15 protein-coding genes are annotated in these 21,637 nt (G+C 38.4%); 4 read left to right on the plus strand and 11 right to left on the minus strand.

The genetic code is table 11. The annotated features are described in order from the left end of the window. Positions 1-187 precede the first annotated feature (187 nt). From B9A18_RS14165 to B9A18_RS14215, 11 genes are all read right to left on the minus strand, one after another. Positions 188-1,996 carry a right-handed parallel beta-helix repeat-containing protein gene (locus tag B9A18_RS14165; RefSeq protein WP_084289981.1) on the minus strand — a complete coding sequence of 603 codons (1,809 nt, stop codon included), beginning with the start codon at positions 1,994-1,996 and terminating at the stop codon, positions 188-190. A 128-nt stretch (positions 1,997-2,124) separates the two neighbouring features. Next, the gene (locus B9A18_RS14170; protein ID WP_084289982.1) at positions 2,125-2,604 is read right to left on the minus strand and encodes a DUF5018-related domain-containing protein; all 480 of its coding nucleotides are present in this window, start codon (positions 2,602-2,604) and stop codon (positions 2,125-2,127) included. 15 nt (positions 2,605-2,619) lie between these two features. Next, the gene (locus B9A18_RS14175; RefSeq protein WP_084289983.1) at positions 2,620-4,506 is read right to left on the minus strand and encodes a RagB/SusD family nutrient uptake outer membrane protein; all 1,887 of its coding nucleotides are present in this window, start codon (positions 4,504-4,506) and stop codon (positions 2,620-2,622) included. A gap of 18 nt (positions 4,507-4,524) precedes the next feature. Next, the gene (locus tag B9A18_RS14180; protein ID WP_159452666.1) at positions 4,525-7,833 is read right to left on the minus strand and encodes a SusC/RagA family TonB-linked outer membrane protein; all 3,309 of its coding nucleotides are present in this window, start codon (positions 7,831-7,833) and stop codon (positions 4,525-4,527) included. A gap of 218 nt (positions 7,834-8,051) precedes the next feature. Further along, complete coding sequence (locus B9A18_RS14185) at positions 8,052-9,101, minus strand: FecR family protein (RefSeq protein ID WP_084289985.1); 1,050 nt, start codon at positions 9,099-9,101, stop codon at positions 8,052-8,054. A 102-nt stretch (positions 9,102-9,203) separates the two neighbouring features. After that, a complete protein-coding gene (locus B9A18_RS14190) occupies positions 9,204-9,782 on the minus strand; it encodes an RNA polymerase sigma factor (protein WP_235005328.1) in 579 nt (192 codons plus the stop codon). A gap of 176 nt (positions 9,783-9,958) precedes the next feature. Next, positions 9,959-11,518, minus strand: coding sequence for a RagB/SusD family nutrient uptake outer membrane protein (locus B9A18_RS14195; RefSeq protein ID WP_084289986.1), 1,560 nt, complete (start codon positions 11,516-11,518; stop codon positions 9,959-9,961). Between the two features lie 10 nt (positions 11,519-11,528). Next, positions 11,529-15,119 (minus strand): SusC/RagA family TonB-linked outer membrane protein, encoded by a 3,591-nt coding sequence (locus B9A18_RS14200; protein WP_084289987.1) that lies wholly within the window; start codon positions 15,117-15,119, stop codon positions 11,529-11,531. A 160-nt stretch (positions 15,120-15,279) separates the two neighbouring features. After that, positions 15,280-16,407: a TlpA disulfide reductase family protein gene (locus B9A18_RS14205; protein WP_084289988.1), complete on the minus strand. Its 1,128-nt coding sequence runs from the start codon at positions 16,405-16,407 to the stop codon at positions 15,280-15,282. Between the two features lie 52 nt (positions 16,408-16,459). Beyond that, positions 16,460-17,674: a FecR family protein gene (locus tag B9A18_RS14210; RefSeq protein ID WP_084289989.1), complete on the minus strand. Its 1,215-nt coding sequence runs from the start codon at positions 17,672-17,674 to the stop codon at positions 16,460-16,462. Positions 17,675-17,776: 102 nt separating this feature from the next. Beyond that, the gene (locus B9A18_RS14215) at positions 17,777-18,337 is read right to left on the minus strand and encodes an RNA polymerase sigma-70 factor (protein WP_084289990.1); all 561 of its coding nucleotides are present in this window, start codon (positions 18,335-18,337) and stop codon (positions 17,777-17,779) included. Positions 18,338-18,845: 508 nt separating this feature from the next. Between B9A18_RS14215 and B9A18_RS14220 the strand changes: the two genes are divergently transcribed. From B9A18_RS14220 to B9A18_RS14235, 4 genes are all read left to right on the plus strand, one after another. Further along, positions 18,846-19,820 (plus strand): helix-turn-helix transcriptional regulator, encoded by a 975-nt coding sequence (locus tag B9A18_RS14220; RefSeq protein ID WP_084289991.1) that lies wholly within the window; start codon positions 18,846-18,848, stop codon positions 19,818-19,820. 128 nt (positions 19,821-19,948) lie between these two features. After that, positions 19,949-20,422 carry a hypothetical protein gene (locus tag B9A18_RS14225; protein ID WP_084289992.1) on the plus strand — a complete coding sequence of 158 codons (474 nt, stop codon included), beginning with the start codon at positions 19,949-19,951 and terminating at the stop codon, positions 20,420-20,422. Positions 20,423-20,654: 232 nt separating this feature from the next. Next, a complete protein-coding gene (locus tag B9A18_RS14230; protein WP_084289993.1) occupies positions 20,655-21,125 on the plus strand; it encodes a MauE/DoxX family redox-associated membrane protein in 471 nt (156 codons plus the stop codon). Positions 21,126-21,216: 91 nt separating this feature from the next. Next, positions 21,217-21,438 (plus strand): hypothetical protein, encoded by a 222-nt coding sequence (locus B9A18_RS14235; protein ID WP_084289994.1) that lies wholly within the window; start codon positions 21,217-21,219, stop codon positions 21,436-21,438. Positions 21,439-21,637 lie beyond the last annotated feature (199 nt).

Consider the following 21,637-nt stretch of genomic DNA (forward strand, 5'->3'; position numbering starts at 1 on the left):
TAATAATTATCAACTAATCAGATAACACTCCAATATTCTGTGATATTTCAAGTATCCTACCTTATACTAAGAAAAAAACGGCAGCGTCTTTCGACACTGCCGTTGTGCGTGATACTCGTCTTGCTCCAAGGTTTACCAGCATCTAAAACATAGCGTTTAATATGGTCCTCACTCAATGCAGCGCCATTTACCGGATTGAAGGAACCGAAACAATATCAGATTTAATATCTTTACCAGTCATTAGGTTTGTTTTAATTTCCGTTTGTGCGCCTTTATAAAAGTGATTATTGATTATTTTCACCGCGGTACAACCGATAAAATTAAAAGCAGGTTTGTTGTTACCTGCGGGCAGGAAATCTGTTTTTTCAATTTTGTTATTTGAAAAAACTAAACCACTGGTGCTCCTTGCGGTTAGAATAGGCGAGTCATATACTTTAAAAGTATTGTTTTCAATAGTTATATTTTTGTGAACGTAATATCCTGAAAGAATTTCTTTATTCTGGGGATTGATACTTATAACATAATTATTGGGAGAGGAATTGTAGCCGCATTCTATAAATTGATTATTTCGGATAGTCAGATTCATTACCCGGCCTGATTCATACCATCCCGAGGCATCATTTTCAATTAAAATGGCGTGCATCCCTGTCCGGTAATATACATTATTTTCAATGACAACTTTTCTTCGTGTGGTTATCAACGTCCCTCTTGAGATAGTACCTTCGAACCTGGAATTTTTAATCGTTACCGAGGGTGTCCAGGTAATATTCTCCAATGCATCACCAACTTTAAGTTCAGCAGAAAACGGCTTTTCCATTTCCAGCAGCATTTCCCTTTCAGAAATTAATTTTGCAGTTTTCACTACTCCCTGTTTATAAATCTGTAGAGAAGCGCTGTGCAGATAAGCCACCGTATCACCTGCGATAAATGCTTCAAAGCCGTATGACTGGTGATGCATAAACCTCAATTTTAAGGTTGTTGGTGATAAGATTTCTGTAACTTTCAAATGCGTTCCATGCACATTGACCGGATCGTCGTGCATACCATTAAACCTGCAGTGATTGATCGTAATTTGTCCTTTGCAACCCGAAAAATGCAGCCCATCCGCTGAAGAGGCAATTACCCTACCGCTTCCTTTTTCAGGTTCGACAAAAACGCTGCTGTAGTCCAGATTTTCAGAAAACTGGGAAACAATACCGAGGCCATGCATAGCATTCATATGCAGGTTATGTAACCTAATATTTTTTGAACGGTTTATAAAAGCACCTACGTAATCTCTATAAGTATCTCTTATGGTTAGCACTTCATCGATCCTACCCTTAAACTTCGAGAAATCACCCTTGAATTTTACAGTAAGGGGGGCAATTTTTTCGGCCTTACTATTTAAAAACGGATTCCAGCTGCTATACAATAACATTCCTGTTTGGGGCCTTACCAATGCTGCATGATAGTTTTTCGTGATCCATTTTTCTCCATACCATAACAAATGGTTATCAAGAATGGAAAACCTGGAGTCTGGATGAATGTTAGCTACAACGCTGGTATCCGACACTTCTTTCAAGGTCATTTCAGACATACCCGGGCGTTCATAATTTACAGATAAGTTTTGTATGCTAATTTGCATACATTCATCTAAGACCCATGAGATCATCTTTTCGTGAAAAACAAATACAGACCCATTACCTTCAATAGTCACATTTTTTAACCCTTTGAGATACAAGCCTACCCGCTGTTTTTTTACTGGAAATTCTACCTCCGAAGAGGTATTCGAGATATAATAATGAGTTTCAGTGGCATTGTCAGGCCAAAAATCGTACCGACCTTTCGGGAAATTCAAGATGCTATTTTTTTGTGTTCTAGTAGCTTCAATAGCTTTTTTCACACCTGTAGTGGCGTCCGTAAAATCATTGGGATTTACACCGAATTTAGTAACGTCAATTACCTGCGCATTTGCTTGCAGACAACCAAAAAGCAAAACGATCAGATATTTTTTCATCAGTATATTATTTGATTTTTAAAGGTTATGAAGCTATCACCTATGATGGTTGCATCAGTATATAATTTGATTTTATAGGCAAAAAAATAACACAGAGGCTCAAATACCCCTGTGTTATTCAATTGATTTTATTGGTTAATAAAAGAGGTGACGTTTATAGTCCAAACTCTGCTAGCTCCATTTGCGGCAGTTACCGTGTATTTCAGTGGTTTGGTCGCATCCGTAGGAAATCCCAGGGCCGGAGTGCCTCCTGTTGGAGAAATGGTCGCTGCCGTAGAGATGTTCATAAAAAACCACAAATTGGTTTGCACCACTTTAGCTTTTTCTGCGGTAGTAAATTGGCCATTTGCTGCTGGGACTGTGATCACCACATTAATAGTAGAAGTAGGTTTATCTATAGTTTGCGTCACTGTTAATGGTTGATAAGCCACTACTGGCTGTCCGTTTTTAATTACGGTACCATTAAAGCGATACTCGGCTCCAACCAATGTAATCTCATTGGTATCAAACAAAGGATAATCTTCTAAACCCTTTTTTAAACATGATGAGGCTAAGGCTACCATCAGCAACATTACAAGAGTTGATATGTATTTAATTTTTCTTTTCATGATCAAATATTTAGGTTACCAGTTTGGATTTTGAGGCAAAAATTTTGGATTGTTATCGATAAAACCTTGCGGAATTGGAAGCAGGTATCTTCTTGAAGGTTGAAATTTACGATTATTGTAAATGCTTCTGAATGGCCCAGTAACAATAGAAAAAGCTTTGCGGTCTTTTGAAATATCCATCACACGAATAGGTTCAGTTAACTCTGCAATGGAAGATCCTGAGGCAAGTCCATCATTGGCATCACCACCGTATCTGCCCCAACGTAACAAGCTGTAATAACGATCGTTCTCTTCAGTCAACTCTACACGGCGTTCTCTTTTGTAATCTTTCCAGGCACTGATTAAATTACTGGCTGTAGCTGCTGGTATCTGACCGTGTAATACACGTGTTTTGTTAAAATTGATTACCGCATTAGCTACATCTCCTTTTAACAAATAGGCTTCAGCTAAATTTAGGTATACCCTTCCCAAACGCATGCAAACAAAATGATAATCGGTACTTACAGAATTTAAATAGGAGGGCGAAACATTGGTATATATACCTTTGCGCCAGTACATGTTACTTAAAGTAAAGGCATAATCACCACCATTAATTTCACCTAGAAATCTTGCTGCATTTCCTCTTAAACCAGTAGTAAACAATTCACCGTAAAAACGGGTTGAATCACTAATGATAGACGCTTTCCACCTGGCATCACGGTTTTCGTTGGTCAAGGTCCAAATGCTTTCTGTACTACCTGGTTTAATACGTCCCATTTTCACCAAAGTTTCGTCATTTAGTTTAGCTGTTTTATCATGTGGAAAGCCTAATCTTGAAAAAGGCGCCAATACATTCACTGTTTCATCAATCGCATTGATATATTGCGAAGTTTGATTCCAGGGCACAACCTTGGTTGGGTCTGCTTTATCAATGGTCAAATAATCATCCGTTAAATTTTGTGCCGGGAAATTTTCTGGCCAGCATTCGAAAGGAACAGATTTAATAAACAGCGGAGAACCCTGAAATTTATTGATTTTATCTGCTGTAATATTTGGCATGCAATTCTGCATGGGTGTACTTTGTACAGATGTATTTATCGCTTTTCTATATATACCATAAATAATCTCATTAGATGTACTTTTGACTTCATTGAACATTCCTTCGTAATCTGCTTCCAGCGCATAACCACCACTTATTACTAATTGAGCATTAGTAATAATTTTATCCAATAGTGGGTCGTTTGGCGCAACATTTGGCGCAGCCGGATAGTTTTTATAAGCCAGGGCCTGTAAACACACCTCTGTTAAAAAAGCTGCTGCTACATATTTATTAGTCCTACCAGATATTTTAGCAATAGGCAAATCCGCTACAGCATCTTCCAGATCTTTAATAATGTAGTTATAACTTTCTGTAGGATTAGCTGTTGTAGGGAGTTTGAATTCATCATTTTCAGTTAAAACCTTATCTATCCAAACAATTCGACCTATGTTACGGGTAACTTGAAAATAAGACATAGCCCGTAAAAATTTAGCTTCGGCAATTAATTCTTTTTTATCTGCATCAGCAATACCTGTTGATTCGGTGACATTTTTAATGATGACATTACAACGGCGAACAGCAGCCCAGTTGTTAAATCCATAATCGCTTCGATTGGTTAATGTTTCACCAATAACTGGATTCGCCGATCCGCCGATACCTCCCTGAGCAATGATGTTCGTTGTCCAGGGATCTGCACCTGGTCCGCTTTGAAAGCTGCTCATTATTCCATACGTACTAAATATAAAAGTCTCGGCGTTGGCCTTGCTGCTCCATATGATATCAGCACTAATCCGATCAGTGGGTAAAGTATCCAGTACCTTTTTACAAGAATTTAGCACCAAAATACCGGTTAAAATCCCTATGGTTGTTATAAATTTTTTCATAATCTTCAAAATAAATGATTAAAAACCTGCGGTTAAACCTATGGCAATTGTGCGCTGAATAGGATATTCGTAATTATTTAGGTTATTTGTACCAGATTCAGGATCGAGAAAATAATCTTGACTTTTAGCTGAAGTTAACAGATTAGTTCCTGATACAAATAAGCGCAACTCTTGAAAAGGTGATTTTTTTAGCAAGTTTTGCTTAAAGTCATAACCCAACTGCACATATTTTAAGCGTATATATTTCGAGTGGATTAACCAGGCATCAGAAGCTTGAAAGTTGTTGCTCCCATTTATACTTGGTGTTGAAACAGCTCTGGGAAAACGTGCATCTGTATTGTCTGGGCGCCAGTAATCCAATTGGTAGGCATATACCAATTGATTTTGATTACTCGAACCCTGAAGTACATCTCCAATATATCTATCCCTGTTACCTGCACCTTGTAACACCGCATTAAAAGAAAACCCTTTGTAGCCCAGGTCGAACGTTACACCGTAATTTGTACGAGGGAAGGCATTCTTACCTATCGGTCTCCTGTCATCTGATGTAATTCTGCCATCGCCATTAGCATCCAAATACTTTAAATCTCCCGCAATAATATTAGGATTATCAAAACGAGCACCTGTTAATAGCTGGCTATTATTGGTATATACACCTAAGCTATGCAAGCCGCTTCCAAAAAAATCACCAGGCATATTCGTCCTTCTGTTGAAAGGATCTTTAAGGGCTGCCTCAGTATCACGTGGATCTCTCTCCCATAAGGTATTTGCCCTTGTAAAATTAACGCCAACTTTGTAGCTGAAGTCATTAATATTACTAGCGTAATTTACATTAAATTCTAAGCCTTCTGTTCTAAATGCAGCACTAGGCACGTTTATTAAAGGCAATGCTACACCTAAAGTTGATGCAAAACGAGGATCACTGGCCACAAAACCTTTTCTTCGGGTGTAAAAATAATCGAAGCCACCCGTTAATTTATTGTTTAATGTACCGAACTCCAGTCCCAAATTCCTGCTTCCGATCGTTTGCCACGAATATAGGCTTCTAGGCAAAGTCCCAGGTTCTGAACTGCCTTGCACCAAATTACCGTTAATAACCCAGGCATTGGCATTTAAACCGTAGGCCGACACATATTGAAAGGGTAGAATCTCCTCACCTGTCGTTAAATCCTTCTTATCACCCAACTGCCCATAAGAACCTCTCAGTTTTAAGAAATCGAGAATATGTTTTTCCTTTAACGATTTCATAAAATTTTCATCAGAAATTACATAGTTCCCAGAGACCGCATAAAAAGTTCCCCATTGGTGACCCGGAGGGAAAAGATAATCACCATCTCTTCTAATTGACCCTTCAAGGGTATATTTTGATTGATAACTGTATTTTAAACGGGCTAAAACTGCTGCACGTCTTTTTTCACCCTCATTACCAGCAGTAGTTGCATTTAACGTTGGGCCGGCTATAATCTGATCGTATATAATTTGATAGTTTTGCCTTGTTCCATTAACAATAGAAAAATCATCTGTCTGGCGTTCGAAAACGCTGGTAAAATCAAACGCATGATCACCAAAAGTTCTATTGTAAGTTAAGTACCCTTGTAAGGTAAGTGTTGCGCCCTGACCTTGCTCATTAGTTAGGGATGGTGGCCCTGCATTTATTGGTGTTTTGCTTCCAATATTATAGGCAGGTGCCAGGTAACTCCAAATTTTCCTGAAATTATTATAAGTAGTGTAAGCACCGTTTACTTTTAACTTTAATCCTTCTAAAAATGGGGCACTATATTCTAATCCTAAATTTGAATTGAAGATTTTAGCTGTAATTTTGTTATATCCGGAAAGTGGATCTAACTCTCTTACCGGGTTATCTGGTTGAGAGGTTGGCAAACCAAACTCATTTACCGCCAGTTGAGAGGGTTGCCTATTTTGGATGTGACTATAAACACCGCCATAGCCAGCAAAAGGCTGAGAATTAGTTTCAAAAAATCCATCAATACCAGCTGTAACCTTAAGATTAAGCTTTTCGATATCACTTGTCGTATTTAAGCGGTAGGTAGTCCGTTTATTGTAATTTTTTTTTGTACGCAATATTGTTCCCTGATCGTAATGTGAAAGAGAAGCAAAATAAGTTAACGCCTTTGTACCGGAAGTTATCGAAAGATCATGCCTCATATCTGATGCGAACTCTTTCATCGTTAAAGCCTGCCAATCCGTATTCGGAAAATTTAAAGGGTCTGACCCTGTTCGTACTTTCTCCAAATCTACCGGGGATCTGAAAGGGCTTCTTCCCTCATCAGCGGCAAGTTTATTGAGTGCTACAGCATGTTCATAAGCACCTATTTTTTCCGGGAATAATGTTGGTTGAGAAAAGATTTGGTTGTAGGAATAGTTGATATTGGTTTGGCCATCTTTACCACGTTTAGTCGTTACGATAATCACACCATTAGCTGCTGACACCCCATAAAGTGCTGTTGCGGCTGCATCTTTTAAAATTGAATATTCTTCAATATCATTCGGATTTAGGTTTGCAAAATCGTTTGAAGAACGAATCACATTGTCAATTACAAATAAGGGGGCTATGTTGCTTCCACGGATGGAGATACTGCTTTTAGAACCTGGCGCTCCATTACTTGCGGTAACAATTACACCTGGGATCCTTCCGGCAACAGCATCATTAATAGAAGCGACAGGTATTCGTGCTACGTTTTTCATGTCCAAAGTACTGATGGCACTTGTTGTTGCGCGCTTGGTAGTCGTACCATAAGCCTGAACCACTACTTCGTCCAATATATCATTTGAACTCCTTAGCATCACTTTCATTGACCTTCCCGAAACAGCCAGCATTTCTTTTGGTTCAAAACCGACAATCGAAAAAACAAGTACAGCATTGTCGGGAACTTTCAAGTTAAACCTGCCATTCATATCGGTAGATGTACCTTTGCCTTTTATACCTTTCACTGAAACAGTAACACCAGGTATTGCAACTCCGAGGCTATCCGTAACCACACCGTTTACTATAATCTCCTGTTGCCTATCCCCTGTTCTGGCAATGGTAATCAAGTGATCCTCCAGCAAAAAATCCAGGGATGTACCATTAAACAATAAATTCAATACCTCTGCAATAGGGACTTTGTCTGTTTGTATGCTTACCAATTTATTAAACGGTCCTTCGGTTGGGCAATAAACAAAACGATATGAACTTTTTCGTTCAATGATTTGAAGTGCCTTTTCTAGTGATACGTTTTTCACGTCAAGTGAAAGCTTTTCTTGAGAGAAAACATTAGCAGAGACATTTAAACACGTAGCGAGTACTATGAAAAATGTAATCTTCATTATTACAATGATTTTTGAGAGTGTCCTTATCCCTGGACACCCTTGGGTGAAGTAAATTTTATTCATACTTTTGTTTTTTGGTTAGACTTGTATTTGGGTCTTAGATTCAAAGCGTAAAACCCTTATTCAAATTAGAATCAAAAAATATCTGGGAAAGTGTTCGCGCACTTTCCCTTTTTTTTTGACTTTTGTGTTTTGATTTTCAATCAAAAAAACTATCAGTATATGATAATCCGACCTCCTTTCTGTTCAAAATCAAAATGCTTTACTTGTTGAAGTTTCGTCAATATAGTATGCAGGTCTTCGTTTTTGAAACTTGCCGTGTAAACGGTATTTTCAATGTCCTTGTCTTGAAATATAATTTCAATATTAAACCACCTTTCAAGTAAAGGCTTTATATCCAAAAATGTCTTGTTTGAAAAAACCATATCGTTATCTATCCATGCAGATTCCACAACCTTATGATCAAACATGGTAAGGTTTGTTACTTCAAGCTTAGGCAATACATCTACTGAATGGGAAGGGATATCATGGCTTGATTCATCGGTAACAAATGGTGGCATATAAACGATTTTCTGACCACGTCTCAGGATAACTGAGCTTCCTTTTAGTTCATTATCTTCCAATCGTATTACGCCCCTTACTAAAGTAGCTTCAGACTTCTTTTCGTTGGCGTAACTTTTCACATTAAAAGCGGTACCCAATACAATAATTTTATACCATTTTGTAGATACCTTAAATGGTCTTTCCTGATCGTGTTTGACATCAAAGAAGGCTTCGCCGCTTAGTCTGACATTTCGTGTTCTTTTATTAAAGTCCTCATCAATTTCCAGTTTACTATCTGAATTCAGATAGACCAAACTTCCATCTGCCAATGTAATTTTCTTTCGCTCTCCTTTTTCAGATACATAAGCTTGGGCATAAATTATTGGCTTTGTAGTCTTTTGAAAATTAAAGTAAATAAGGCCAGTCAGAAGGACGATGAAAAAAGATGCTGCGATCCCATAAAATCTGAAACCAAATTTCCTGACTTTTTTTTCTGTTGAAATCTGCTCATTTATAAATGCCAATTGTTGATGAACTGGTTTTAAATTGCCACTTAAAATCTGATGTAATCTTTTCGCTTTTTCTACGATTAAGTGCTTTTCCGGATGTTTTTCAATCCAGGCTTCCCAAAACACCACACACTTTTGATTACTACCTTTAAGATATTGAATAAAGGTATCATCCATTAAAAAGTCTTCAGGTTCAATATATTGGTTAATCATTTAGCAGGTCCCTTTTATACCTGATCCCTAAACATGAAACTTTTACCAAACTTTTTTACTTTATTTTTCCATCAGGGAATAATTTTGTTTTCATCATCCTCATTAAAGCTGTAAATGTTGTCTGAGAGACTTTAAGGCCGAATAAATCGTATTGTACGCTGTACGTACGGTAAGACCACAATTTTCGGCCACACTTTCATAACTTAACCCCTCATAAAACCGTAGTTGTATGAGTTTAAGTTGTTGAGGCGTTAATTTTTTCAAGGCAAGGTTCAACTGCCTTTTTACGAGCTCGTCAGATTCAATTTTAACAATTAACTCCTCATAAGGTATATCCAGCAAATCCTCGTCTTTGCCTATCATCGATATGATATTGTCTAATTTTTGCTGGCGGGCAATTTTTTTTAAAATTTTATGCTTTAAAGTTGTACGTAGATAGGCCTCTACATTTGCCACTCGTGGCAAAAATTCGTGCTTTTCCCAAATATCAAGAAATACTTGATTCAAAGAATCAGTAACTACATCCGGATCACTATGTACCCGCAGGCCAAAACAGCCCAAACTTCTATACAGGGTTTTATATATATCTAAAAAAGCCTCTTTATCACCCAAACACATTGCCTCCCACCACAAGCTGTGAAGAGAATTGGTCCTCTCTTCAAGAAGTTGCTTTTTACTCATAAGGCTTAATTACAGTGGTTGGTTATGCAATAATATAAAATAAATTATGATTACAACTATAATCGGTAAACAAGGCTGAAATTTAATAGAGAAGCATAAAAGACCGAAACCATAAAACATAAAAGGGTTGCTTTTTTACGAGCAACCCTTTGTCTTATCAAATTTCAGTTCTACCCCTATCTATTAGCCGTAGGGTCATAAATCCCCGACCATGGTGTTAAACCCCATTGCGGATTTAAAAGGATCACATTATTCGAAATCCTCAATGTAAAATTAGCTTTATTGATAGCACCTGTGTAAGTTTTCGCACCAACATTGTGCGTGATACTCGTCTTGCTCCAAGGTTTACCAGTATCTAAAGCATAACGTTTAAGATCAAATACACGCTGAAAAGTTCCAATTGGCATTTCTCTGCGACGCTCTTTTAAGATCTCATAAAGCAGGTTATCCTGACTCAATGCAGCACCGTTTACCAAATCTGTACTAGCTCCTGAATAGCGGTACTTGCGTAGCAGATTCAAATCTGCCAATGCAGTACCCAAATCATTCAAGCGAGCACTTGCTTCTGCTTTCAGCAGTAACAATTCTGGATAGGTAATCCCTTGGTTACCTAACATTTTAGAATCACGATAATACTTAGTCACTACCCCATCATCATACTTTACACTCCCAACAATTGTAGAATAGCCCAAAGTTTTCAAGGCAAACAACTTATATCTCCTATCATTTACTTTGTCGAACAAATCCAAAAACTCCTGTGAAGGATAGTGACCTGTTCCTGATGGGGATAGTCTAAAAAATAAATTCTCCCTGTTATCACTCTGTTTCAATAATAAATCCGGCCCCTGTAACTCCAATGCTACCTCCACGTCCGTTCCCGGAGATGGAGAAGCATTTGGATTCGGTTTATAAGAGAACGTATTTAAGTTATAAATCATATTATCCACTCCCCCTTTCACAGCTACAGAACGATTCCAGGCTTCCTTAGCATGCGTCAACATCTTTGGCCAATCTCTTTTATACATATAAAGTTGAGCCATTAAAGCATGAACTACAGAAACATTGGCACGACTAGGATTACCCACATTATTAGGAGTAGCTGCCAATGCATCATTTAAATCCTGTTCAATAAATGCAAATAACTGTGCAGTGGTCGACAAATCCGGGTTAGGATCATTAGGATTTGCCGAAGTGCGGTAAGGAAGAATCCTGGTGTCATTTTGCCCATTAGGATCAAACATGGGGCCGTAGCCAAGTGTACCTACCATCATCGACCAGGCACGACCGGCTTTGGCCTGAGCGGTGATCGTTTTTCCCAATTCAGATGTTGAGGCTCCAGGTAATTCCTTTACACCTTCAATTACATTGTTAAATAATCCAAGCGCACGATAAATTCCCCAATCCCAGGTATACTGCGGGTTTCTGGGATTTTCATAAGGCAAATAGAAGGTATAGGCGGCATAACGATCAATATTTGGATGTGTGCTTACATACGAATAGTTTGCTTGATTTGCACTGATCTGAAAATTATCCCCTAAAAGCGCGAAATAGCTTCCTCTGTTGTTATCAATAAAATGATAATCCAGTGTACGGGTGTTATTTAAAAGATTCTCCAATTCTTCCGCTTTGGCGGGAATCAACTTTCCTACAGGTTTAACATCAAGGAACTTTTTGCATGATGATACCAGCAATACAAAAACTGCCAATAGTACCGTATTTAAATATTTTGTTTGCATAATTTATTTTTTAAAACGAGAATGTCACACCAAAAAAGATTTCACGAGGTAAAGGCAGTGAGGTAAATCCTTGCTCTGTTGCAGGCCCGGTCCCATCTAGTGGGTTATTCAACTCAGCAGTTTCAGGGTCGATATCTACTCCTTTAGCCGTTACTCTAAATAAATTACGGCCCTGAACAAATACCTTAGCATTACTCATTTTAAGCTTCTTAGCGAATTTTTCGAAATTGTACGATAAAGTCAGATCTCTAAGCTTTACATAATTGGCATTACCAATCAATGCATCCACAAATGGATAATAGAACATGTCCATATTCCAGGATTGTAATACCGGATAAATAGTATTTTTCTCATCCCCCGGTTTCCGCCAACGTTCAGCCACATGTCTGTTTAAATAATTAGAACCACTGAAGTTGTCCTTACGATATTTATGGCCTAATTTCGCAATAAACAGCATTGATAAATCCCAATTTTTATAGCTAAAACTATTGGTAAGGGAAAGATCGAACTTCGGACGTAATGTTCCTAAGTAAACCACGTCAGATGTTTCCGCATCTCCAGGCTTAATGATTTTGTTCTCTGCATTATAAATTTGAGTTTCACCTAAATTATCCAATCCTGCAAAACGATATCCCCAAAGACCGTCAGCAGGATGTCCCGCTACTAAAATGCCTTCAGCAGTTGCATAGCTGTTAGCATAATTCCTGGTAACATTATACGCCTTCACATGATTATAATTATAGGAAATATTGGGTCCCATATTCCAGCGGAAGCTGTTAGTTCTGATCAGGTCTATGTTCAAAGCCAGCTCAACTCCACTATTCGACATTTCACCGGCGTTCTTTGTAACCGTAGCAAAACCTGAAGTTGGATCAGCTGCCTCAGCGGCCAATAGATCGGTACTATTCTTAGTATAATAATCAATGCTGGCATTAAACCTGTTATTCCAGGCAGAAAAATCAAGCCCGAAATTCACAATCTTGGTTCTTTCCCAACGCAATTGGTTATTTGGAGGAGAAGCCACACCATAAGAAACCCCACCGGTAGTATTGTTAAACGATCCCGTCGATAAAATAAGGAAAGGACCCTGGTTTAGAGAAATATTACCACTCACACCATAAGAAGCCCTAAGGTTTAACCTATTTATCCAATCGTTTTTAATAAATTCTTCTTCAGCCAATTTATAAGTACCACCAACAGACCATAACGGGCGGTATCTGTACTTAGGATCTGTTCCAAAGAAATTGGTCAAATCCATACGAATACTACCACTTAAAATAAAACGGTTGTCGTACTCATAAGATCCATTACCATACCAGGAAACAAAACGATTATCGCGATATCCATATTTTCCCGGGTCTAACTGAATTTGTCTACCCATCAACATATCAACATCATACAACCCTGCATTATAATCTTTTAAATTCATAGGCACATAAGAACCTGCAGTTGAGTTATAGCCGACACGAGTTTCAATCCGATTGTTATCGAAAGTCAGCTTGCGCACTTCATTTCCTACTAATGCAGTAATACGGTGCTTATAATTATTAAAATTGCGGTTATAATTCAGTTGGGATCTTATTGTCCAGCTCTCATTTATATTCCGGCTTTCATCAATAATACTACCATCCGGCAAATAATGATTCGCCAGATTTTTAATTGAGGTCGCATCATTATAAGCAGTCCTTACTGCATAAGAATCCACATCTTGTAGTTCTTTTACCTGTGTACTGCCTCGTTGCCAGCTACCACCAAACTCGGCGGTCAAACCTTTTACGATATTCGCTCTTAAGAAACCACCAAGTCGTGTTTGAAAATCGACGTTTCTTCTGGTCATCTTTGAAAGATCATCTAAAGGAATATTTGTCCAATCTTTCATTCCCGGAGTTTTCTTGTAGGTGTCTACTTTATATTGACTCAATCCCCATACAGCTGCAGGATTTCCATTCCCATCCACAAGAGCAGTATAGGGCTGCAAAATAGAATATGCATTATAGTCGATTAACGATCTATAATCGTTGTAGGGCGTTAAACGATTGTTATAAACAATGTTAGCTGTCGCACCCGCAGTCAGAAATTTAAACGGTCTCCACTCATTCTTAATATCAAGAATAAGGCGGTTACTGTTACTCTGGATAAAATTCTCTCTTGTATTTAATAAGTTAAGCGCCACATTATAGTTGTACTTATCTGCTGCTCCGGAGACATTAAAGTTGTGCTGATTACTGATTTCTGGACGAAAGAAATAATCTTCAAATTGCTTAAGACCATCAACACTACGCAAGCGGCTAATTTCTGCCATCGCATCAGCTTCAGAAATCTTATTTTCCCTTACCTGCATCATCAAATAAGTCACCCGGCTCATATTACCCTCATCAACTGTAGAGGGTGCATTTGGATCTTCCTTAAACAGGTCTAATTCAGCATCAATATAGTCTGAAGATGAAGCACGGTTCAGATCGCGAAGATCAGGTTTTGAAACAAAATTAACCAATCCATTGTAAGTCAGTCTTGGTCCGCCAGTCACACCACTCTTCGTGGCAATTACAATTACACCATTCGCTGCACGGGATCCATATATAGAAGCCGAAACACCATCTTTAAGCACAGTTATACTACTTATATTCAGTGGATTTACATTATCAATCCCACCTTCAATCGGGTAACCATCTACTACAACAAGCGGATTCTTTTCAGCACCAAAGGTAGATACCCCTCTGATCTCAATATTCCCCTTCTTATCCAGCACAACCCCTGTTAACTGTCCTTCTAAGGCCGACTTCAAATCAGTAGCCAATCTGGCTTCCAGCTTCTTTCCCGTAACCACTCCAAATGATCCCGTTACACGTTCCGGCGATATGACCTGGTAACCAGTGTTGATCACTACACCTACCTCTGTCAGTTCCGACGATGACATCACCAATGTGATCGATCCTAAATCCGCACTGCGCATTCCTGCTTTTATTTCTTTAGATACATAACCTACATAAGAAATAACCAGGGTTGCATTTTCTGGTACATCATTTAAGCTGAACTCCCCTTTTCTATCGGTTAGTGAAGTAATCTTGTGGCCTTTCACATGAACACTAGCACCTACCAAAGGCTCGCCATCCTGTCCCAATATTTTCCCTCTAATATTGATAGGTTGTAAAAAATAGTCTCTGATCCTTTCGGTCATCGTCTTCTCTCTTTCCTTAACCACGATGGTTCTGTTCTCCAGGGAATAAGTGAACGACTGATCCCGAAACAGCTGAATCAGCACATCTCTGAGTTCTTCATTCTTTGCCTGAATAGAGACTAGTTTAGAATTTTTAACTAAGTTTTTTGGATAAATGAAATCATAGCCACTCTGTTTGCGGATATCTGTAAAAACAGTTTCAATAGATACATTTTTATGCGAAAGACTAATCTTTTGGGCTCTTGTAGCTAAGGCTGATTGCATAAAGCCAAAAAACAACAAAATACAGGTAAAATTAATCCGCATAAGCCATTTTTTAAATTCGGTTCGTTGTAGTAAACCCGGCTGTTCTTGCCTATTTAAAGCACAAGTATTGAGCACAGTACGGTTTCCTACATTATTGTTGTAGTAAAGTTTATACATTTGCAATTCTGGTTTTAGTTGATAAATATGTTTCTAGCATGTTTCAAGGAAACCTGATTATTGATCGGAGGCGGACCAACGCCTTCGATCTTTTTATTATCAAGCTCCCTTATTAAGTCGAATAGGCTCTAAGTCGAGCCAATAAAATGTCCCTCCTTTCTTAACTGTTCGGTAATTTTCCGCCGGTTTTATAAATTTTCATGGTTTCCTGTGCAGCATCTTTTACCTGCTGTTTTTGTTCCACTAATGAAGTATCATTCAGGATGTCGATCACTCTTTGCTGAGTTTCAATTGCCTTTTTCGTATCGCCAGCTTTGTAATAAGCTTTTGCCAGATCGGCTACCGCATAAGGATCTTCACTGTCGCATTTAGTGGCTGCCTTTTCCATTAATTTTAGAGCCAGTTTATAATCACTGATTTCCTCAGACACAGACTGAAGCGTTAACGGATCGTTTTCATAAATTTTCATCGCTTCCAAAGCGTAAGCATGTGCTTTCTTCACATCAATTTGCTCCAGCAACTTGTATTTCTTCCCTGCTAAACTGCCTACACCAAAAGGAGACATTGGCATTAGCTGATCCACTAATTGCAATGCCTTTTTATAATCTTTAGCATCTTCAGCTGTTTTAAGCGCTTCATTCAAAGCTTTAGACTGCGCTTCAAGTTCCTTTACTTTCAGAGCCAATTTCGCTTTCCCTTCCTCATTGTAAGTACCCGCAATAACCATTTCCAATGGATCTTCCACTGAAGCAGGATGTCCGATCCAGGCAATTTTGCCAGTCTGATCTATAATGTATGCCACAGGAATTCCAAATCTTCCGGAAGCTACCAACCAGGTATTCCACATCACATCTTCACGTACATCGGCTGCTACAATATAATCCATTCCATCTCCTAAGCGACTTACAAAACGTTCAACTTTAGTAATGTAATCACCGTTCTTATTTTTCCCGGCAATCAATTCTTTCACATTAAAACTGATTACATCTGCATCCTTTTTGTATTTACGTGCAACTTCAGATAAATGCGGCATGCTCGCTCTGCATGGTCCACACCAGGTTGCCCAAAACTCCATTACATACACCCTACCCTGTTCAAATTTGGTAATGGGCTTGCCTTTAATCCACTTCTCAGCTACTATTGCGGGCGCTGCATCCCCAACTTTTAAGGTAATGGGCGGCCGTTCCGGACGCTTGGCTACAGGAGCATTTTGAGCATAAGCGTTTGATAAACTGAGCGCAACTACGGTTAAGAGCGCTACAGTTCCTGATTTAAAAAAATGGTTCATTGTTTCGGTTTTTAGGTTTTATATAATTGATAATATCTTACTCTACTTTCAACTAAGGCATCACGATCACCCGTTTTTCTACCCCGGGAGATGCGGTATCATCAAGCTTAAAGTGGACTTTATTTGTTTCCTGCAATACTTTTAAAACTTCTGTTAAATGTTTACTTCTGGATATCGTTCCAACCAGTTCCTCCTCAGTGATATTCCCTTCGTAAACGATCTCTACGTTATACCAGCGGGAAATCTGGCGCATAATTGTTTTAATATCCGTATCAAATATGAAGTCGCCATTTTTCCAATCGATTACAGTGGCTGGAACTACTTTGATTACTTTAATGAATTCACTGTCTTTTGCAATGATACTTTGCTGGTTAGGTTTTAAAAGCTGGGACGCTGGAATGACCGATGCGGCTGAAACACGCACAGAACCTTCAAGTAAGGTAGTTTTTGAGTCTGTCTCATCAGGGTAATTATTGATATTGAAATGCGTTCCCAACACCTCTACCTGTTGTGTTTCCGTTTTTACGATAAAGGGCATTCTTCTACCTGAGGCGGCATTTACTTTAGCCACTTCAAAATAAGCCTCACCACTCAACTGTACAACACGTTGACTACCTTCAAACTCAGCAGGATACTTCAAAGTTGATGCGGCATTTAACCAAATCTTCGTTCCATCCGAAAGTATAATCTGGTATTGCCCACCTTTTGGCGTAGTTAATACCGCATATTGATTCCTGCTCCTTCCTTCGCTTATGATTTTTGTACCATCGTTATAAGTCAACTCATTGGCTTTTATGATCACACTCTGCTTATCGCCGTTTAATTCAACGGTCCTGCCATCTGCAAGCGTTAATGTTGCTTTGTTGCTACCCGGGGCAACGTCTTTAGCTACGGCTAAACCATCCACCATTATATTTTCGCGATCTGTAGAGGTATAAAAATAGCCACCTATCGAAACCACGATTAAAATTGCGGCAGCTGCAGCGATCCATGAATAGCGCCTTTTCTTTTCAACAAGTTGATCTTCTTTTGCTATTCTTGTCTTTAGGTTTTCAAAAGAATCATTTACCGAATACGGATTCATGATACCTAAGGCTTTCTCTTTTTGATCCGCACTGTTTAACTCATTAAACAAGTCCTGATTTTCCGGGCTGAAATTCAGCCAGGCTTCCAATTCCGCACTTTCCGATTCAGAGATCGAACCCTTTCTATACCCCGTTACCAAATAGATGACGCGTTGTGCCTTTTGAATTTCAGATTGATGCATAAATCCTATAATGTGATCTTCTTTATTTTACAGACAGTACGACATCGATCAGAAAAAGTACCGAAAAATTAATTTATTTTTTTTGGGGATATAGATTAAAGCCTACATGTACATGCAAAGCAATAAAAATCCACTTTTGGAGAGTTTTTGTTTCAGGAGTTTTACGCCCATGCTTTTTTGATTTTTAACGGTCTGAATAGAAATATCCAGTTCCCGGGCTATCTCATCATTTTTTAAGCCTTCCACGAAACTCAAACTAATAACCTTTGAGCATTGTACAGGTAATTTATTGATTTCACGATAAATCTCGGCCCATACTTCTGTACGAATCATTTGTTCGATAAAATCAGCGTCCGGCGCTGCTCCTTTGGCTACTAAAATATGTCGGTCTTCTGCCCGCTTAGCGATTTTTAAAAAATCCAGGCAGGAATTCCGGGTGGCTACGTATAAAGCAGATTGTGCATGTTGGATACTCTCAAATAATTCCTTTTGACGCCATAGCTTAAGAAATAAGTTGTTTATTACATCTTCTGCATCTTCCTGGTCGATATATTTTCGGGCGAAGTAACATAAAGGCGCAAAATAACTCCGATACATTTCTTCAAATGCATCCTCATTTCCCATGTCGATAGGTGCTCTGTTTGTTATTGAAGCTGTTTCCATTTTCACAGCAAGGTTTAATTATAGCCAAGCGAATATACATTTTAATATTAAAAACACACCCTTTCCCTTCCTGATATGAGGACTCATAAAGGTCTGATATGGGTTTTGGCAGCCTCCGTAATGACTACTACTTGACTACAACTAAAGGACTATTAAATTACGAGGTTGGAATATCCTTGCTATATCATTGCGCTATCCTTGCGTTATCATTGCTATATCCTCCAGATAAGTCAATGATATAGAAAGGATAATCCAAGGATATTCCAACCCAGTACTTTAGTACTAGTCTGATAGTACTGATCTAGTAGTCATTATAGACTCCATCAGGACTCTTCCCGAAATCTATACCGACAGTATGTTTTTATATTCTTTAAGTCAATTATTTACGTTAAAGTCAAAAGTGAGTTCAGCAAAAAAGTGATAATTGCGTTCATCTAATTAAAAATCAATGATCTAACTTTAATCATTATAAAATTAACAAGGCTTTTTACTAAAAAACTTAAAGCTCATGCTTTCACAAATTGAATTAAATTTACCACAACCAACAACAACCCCGTCATTCGACGAGGTGAAAAATCTGAGCAAATTCCCATTGAAGATGGCTCAGGCCCACCACATTACGGCACAGGAAGGTACGTTACTTATGCAGTCGGTCAGTCATTACCTCGCACACATTCAACTGTATGAATATAGAATCAGCGACCATTACATTATTGATTTCGAAGTTCCAGAGCCTTCCTTTTTTATCACGGCTATCATTGAGGGCAGGTCAGTACTACACAATGAATCCGGGGAAGTCATATCTGAAATCGCAGGAAACACCTGCAGACTAACCTATTTAGCCGCAGGCAAATACCAACAGCGCCTTATTGTTGGCGACCATAAGATGCTGATCATTGCACTAAAGCCGGAATGGTTGACAAACAAGTATGGAGATCATGAAGAAATGCGTGATTTTATTGCCAGTTATAATATTGACGGAAAGCAATCTATGAGTTTACCGGATTTCAATCTGGCTCCACATGCTTTTAATGCGCTTAAAAAACTAAATGAGGGTAAAGATTTCGATATTGACATCCATCTTTTCACCAATGATTGCCTCAAAAGATACCTGAACAAATTACAAGCTAAAACGGTAAACGCCTCCTATCAGGAAACTAAGGCTAAAGAAATTGCTGAATTTATAAATCAAAATTTTACGACCAAAATCGTAGATGATGAAGATGAGCTGGCCAGGCGCTTTATGACTTCTAAAATTACGCTGACCAGATTGGCCAAACGGCACTTCGGCAGGCCCCTGCATAAACAGGTGATCGAGTTACGTATGTTAACCGCTTTAAAGATGCTGATGTTGACAAAAAAGACCATACAGGAAATTGCCCAACACATTGGTTACGAAGACTCACACTATTTTAGCCGCGCTTTTAAGAAGAGATTCGGCGTATCACCTAATGAGGTAAGGATAAGCACATTACGATCATAAAATAGGTGGACTTTACTGACAACCCATCATTTAAAACTTCAGTTTTTTTGAGCGGAAAATCCATTGGAACGAAAAAAAATAGTCCTCAAATTTGGTATAACAAAACGGAAATATAAATAAAGAAAACTATGAGTAACACCGGTGAAATTTATTTAGTAGTACCAAAAGGTTACGATTCTATAGCGGATGTATATGCTTGCTTTGATTCAGAAGTTAAAGCTGAGGCTTTTGTAAAAAGGTTTAAAACTATCGCTGCTTACCAGGTGATTACGTTAACGTTAAACCCGGAGTACTATAGTCATAAATATATGGATCCGTATTACATCAAGATTGGGAAGAACAATTCCGAACCGGTTGCGAGTTATATTGCTGATACCCTTGGAGAAGCTGAAGAGGCGGTTATTGAAAAATTTGAAACCATTTTTTATGAAAACCATGGTATTGATCGGGGTCACTTTGCGATGTACCTGTTTGCAGCGGATGAAAAATCTGCCATTGAAAAAGTAATGGCGGTTAGAAATGCCATCATCGCGCAGGGCGAATGGCTGGCAGCCTGGGAAAGATATAGAGCAAAGATGTCAAATTCAATTATAGAATTTTAAATACACAAACGAACTGATTTAAATAACCTAATTAAACCAAACTGAAATGAGTTACATCAGCACACAGTCTCACCAAGCCTTAATTATCGTTTTTTAAATCCTCAAGGGGCCACGGGCTAATTTAAGGGGATTAGCCCGGGCCTTTTTTGCCGATCCGATGTTTGCAGCTATATGCTGGTCGAAATATAAAGAGTAATCAAATTGAAAATTAGTTCATGAAAAAATTATCAAAATGGAAACTACAATAAATAAACGATCACGATTCCATATTTCGGATAAGACTAAAAGAACCATTGTTGACATCATAGCGTATTTGTATGTACTCCTGTTTTTATATGCTGCAACAAGCAAGCTGATAGAGTATGATAAATCCCTGCTTCAGATGAGTAAATCACCCATCATCACAGATTATGCGCATATATTGGGCTGGTTCGTGCCAACCTTGGAAATCATCATCTCTATGATGCTGCTCATTAAAAGAACAATATTGCTGGGATTATATACTGCTTTTACATTGATGTGCCTATTTACCGCTTATATCTACGCGATTTTGAATTATAGTGATCACATCCCCTGCTCTTGCGGTGGTGTACTAGCACAGCTCGGATGGAACGAACATTTGATATTCAACATTGCATTTATAGCACTGGCATTAATAGGAATCTTATTACAAGCAAAAATTGAAGAAAAAAAGGCAAAATAGCCTTACAAAATATTCATTGGCCAATTGAATCAGGGAAAGCCGAAAACCTGCAACCAAAAGAGTAGGCATTAAAAATCACAAAAATAAAATTATGAAAAAATTATTTTTTACCGCTCTTGTTGCAGTAGTTGCAGTAGGCGGTGCTTATGCTCAAGTTATTCCAGTGTCAATAAATCAAGGTGGCCCTCAAACCGGGACTTGTGAATCTTCAGGTGATCCATCATGTGCGGTAGAGAATACTTACTATATTCCAGACGAAAGTACTGCATATACCGCTGCAGAATTGGCTGGTACATTCTACAATGAACTTTAGTAATTCTTTTGGGGTTGGCAATTGCTAACCCCAAACTTATTATTTATCATATTTGACGGGTAATAATTCTATTAATCATTAAGTTAATGGCATTAATATACATCCAAAAAGAGAAGGCCTTTAGAAATTTCCGATTAATATCACAGGAGTTCGCAATCGGCATTCTCTTAATAAATGATTGGTATAAATATTTATGCCG

This window comes from Pedobacter nyackensis (assembly GCF_900176505.1).
Lineage (GTDB): Bacteria > Bacteroidota > Bacteroidia > Sphingobacteriales > Sphingobacteriaceae > Pedobacter > Pedobacter nyackensis.

Coding starts and splice junctions, on each gene's coding strand:
- B9A18_RS14180 (WP_159452666.1), bottom strand. CDS start 7,833: ATGAAGATTACATTTTTCATAGTACTCGCTACGTGTTTAAATGTCTCT.
- B9A18_RS14190 (WP_235005328.1), bottom strand. CDS start 9,782: ATGAGTAAAAAGCAACTTCTTGAAGAGAGGACCAATTCTCTTCACAGC.
- B9A18_RS14235 (WP_084289994.1), top strand. CDS start 21,217: ATGAAAAAATTATTTTTTACCGCTCTTGTTGCAGTAGTTGCAGTAGGC.
- B9A18_RS14195 (WP_084289986.1), bottom strand. CDS start 11,518: ATGCAAACAAAATATTTAAATACGGTACTATTGGCAGTTTTTGTATTG.
- B9A18_RS14165 (WP_084289981.1), bottom strand. CDS start 1,996: ATGAAAAAATATCTGATCGTTTTGCTTTTTGGTTGTCTGCAAGCAAAT.
- B9A18_RS14205 (WP_084289988.1), bottom strand. CDS start 16,407: ATGAACCATTTTTTTAAATCAGGAACTGTAGCGCTCTTAACCGTAGTT.
- B9A18_RS14185 (WP_084289985.1), bottom strand. CDS start 9,101: ATGATTAACCAATATATTGAACCTGAAGACTTTTTAATGGATGATACC.
- B9A18_RS14200 (WP_084289987.1), bottom strand. CDS start 15,119: ATGTATAAACTTTACTACAACAATAATGTAGGAAACCGTACTGTGCTC.
- B9A18_RS14210 (WP_084289989.1), bottom strand. CDS start 17,674: ATGCATCAATCTGAAATTCAAAAGGCACAACGCGTCATCTATTTGGTA.
- B9A18_RS14220 (WP_084289991.1), top strand. CDS start 18,846: ATGCTTTCACAAATTGAATTAAATTTACCACAACCAACAACAACCCCG.
- B9A18_RS14225 (WP_084289992.1), top strand. CDS start 19,949: ATGAGTAACACCGGTGAAATTTATTTAGTAGTACCAAAAGGTTACGAT.
- B9A18_RS14230 (WP_084289993.1), top strand. CDS start 20,655: ATGGAAACTACAATAAATAAACGATCACGATTCCATATTTCGGATAAG.
- B9A18_RS14170 (WP_084289982.1), bottom strand. CDS start 2,604: ATGAAAAGAAAAATTAAATACATATCAACTCTTGTAATGTTGCTGATG.
- B9A18_RS14175 (WP_084289983.1), bottom strand. CDS start 4,506: ATGAAAAAATTTATAACAACCATAGGGATTTTAACCGGTATTTTGGTG.
- B9A18_RS14215 (WP_084289990.1), bottom strand. CDS start 18,337: ATGGAAACAGCTTCAATAACAAACAGAGCACCTATCGACATGGGAAAT.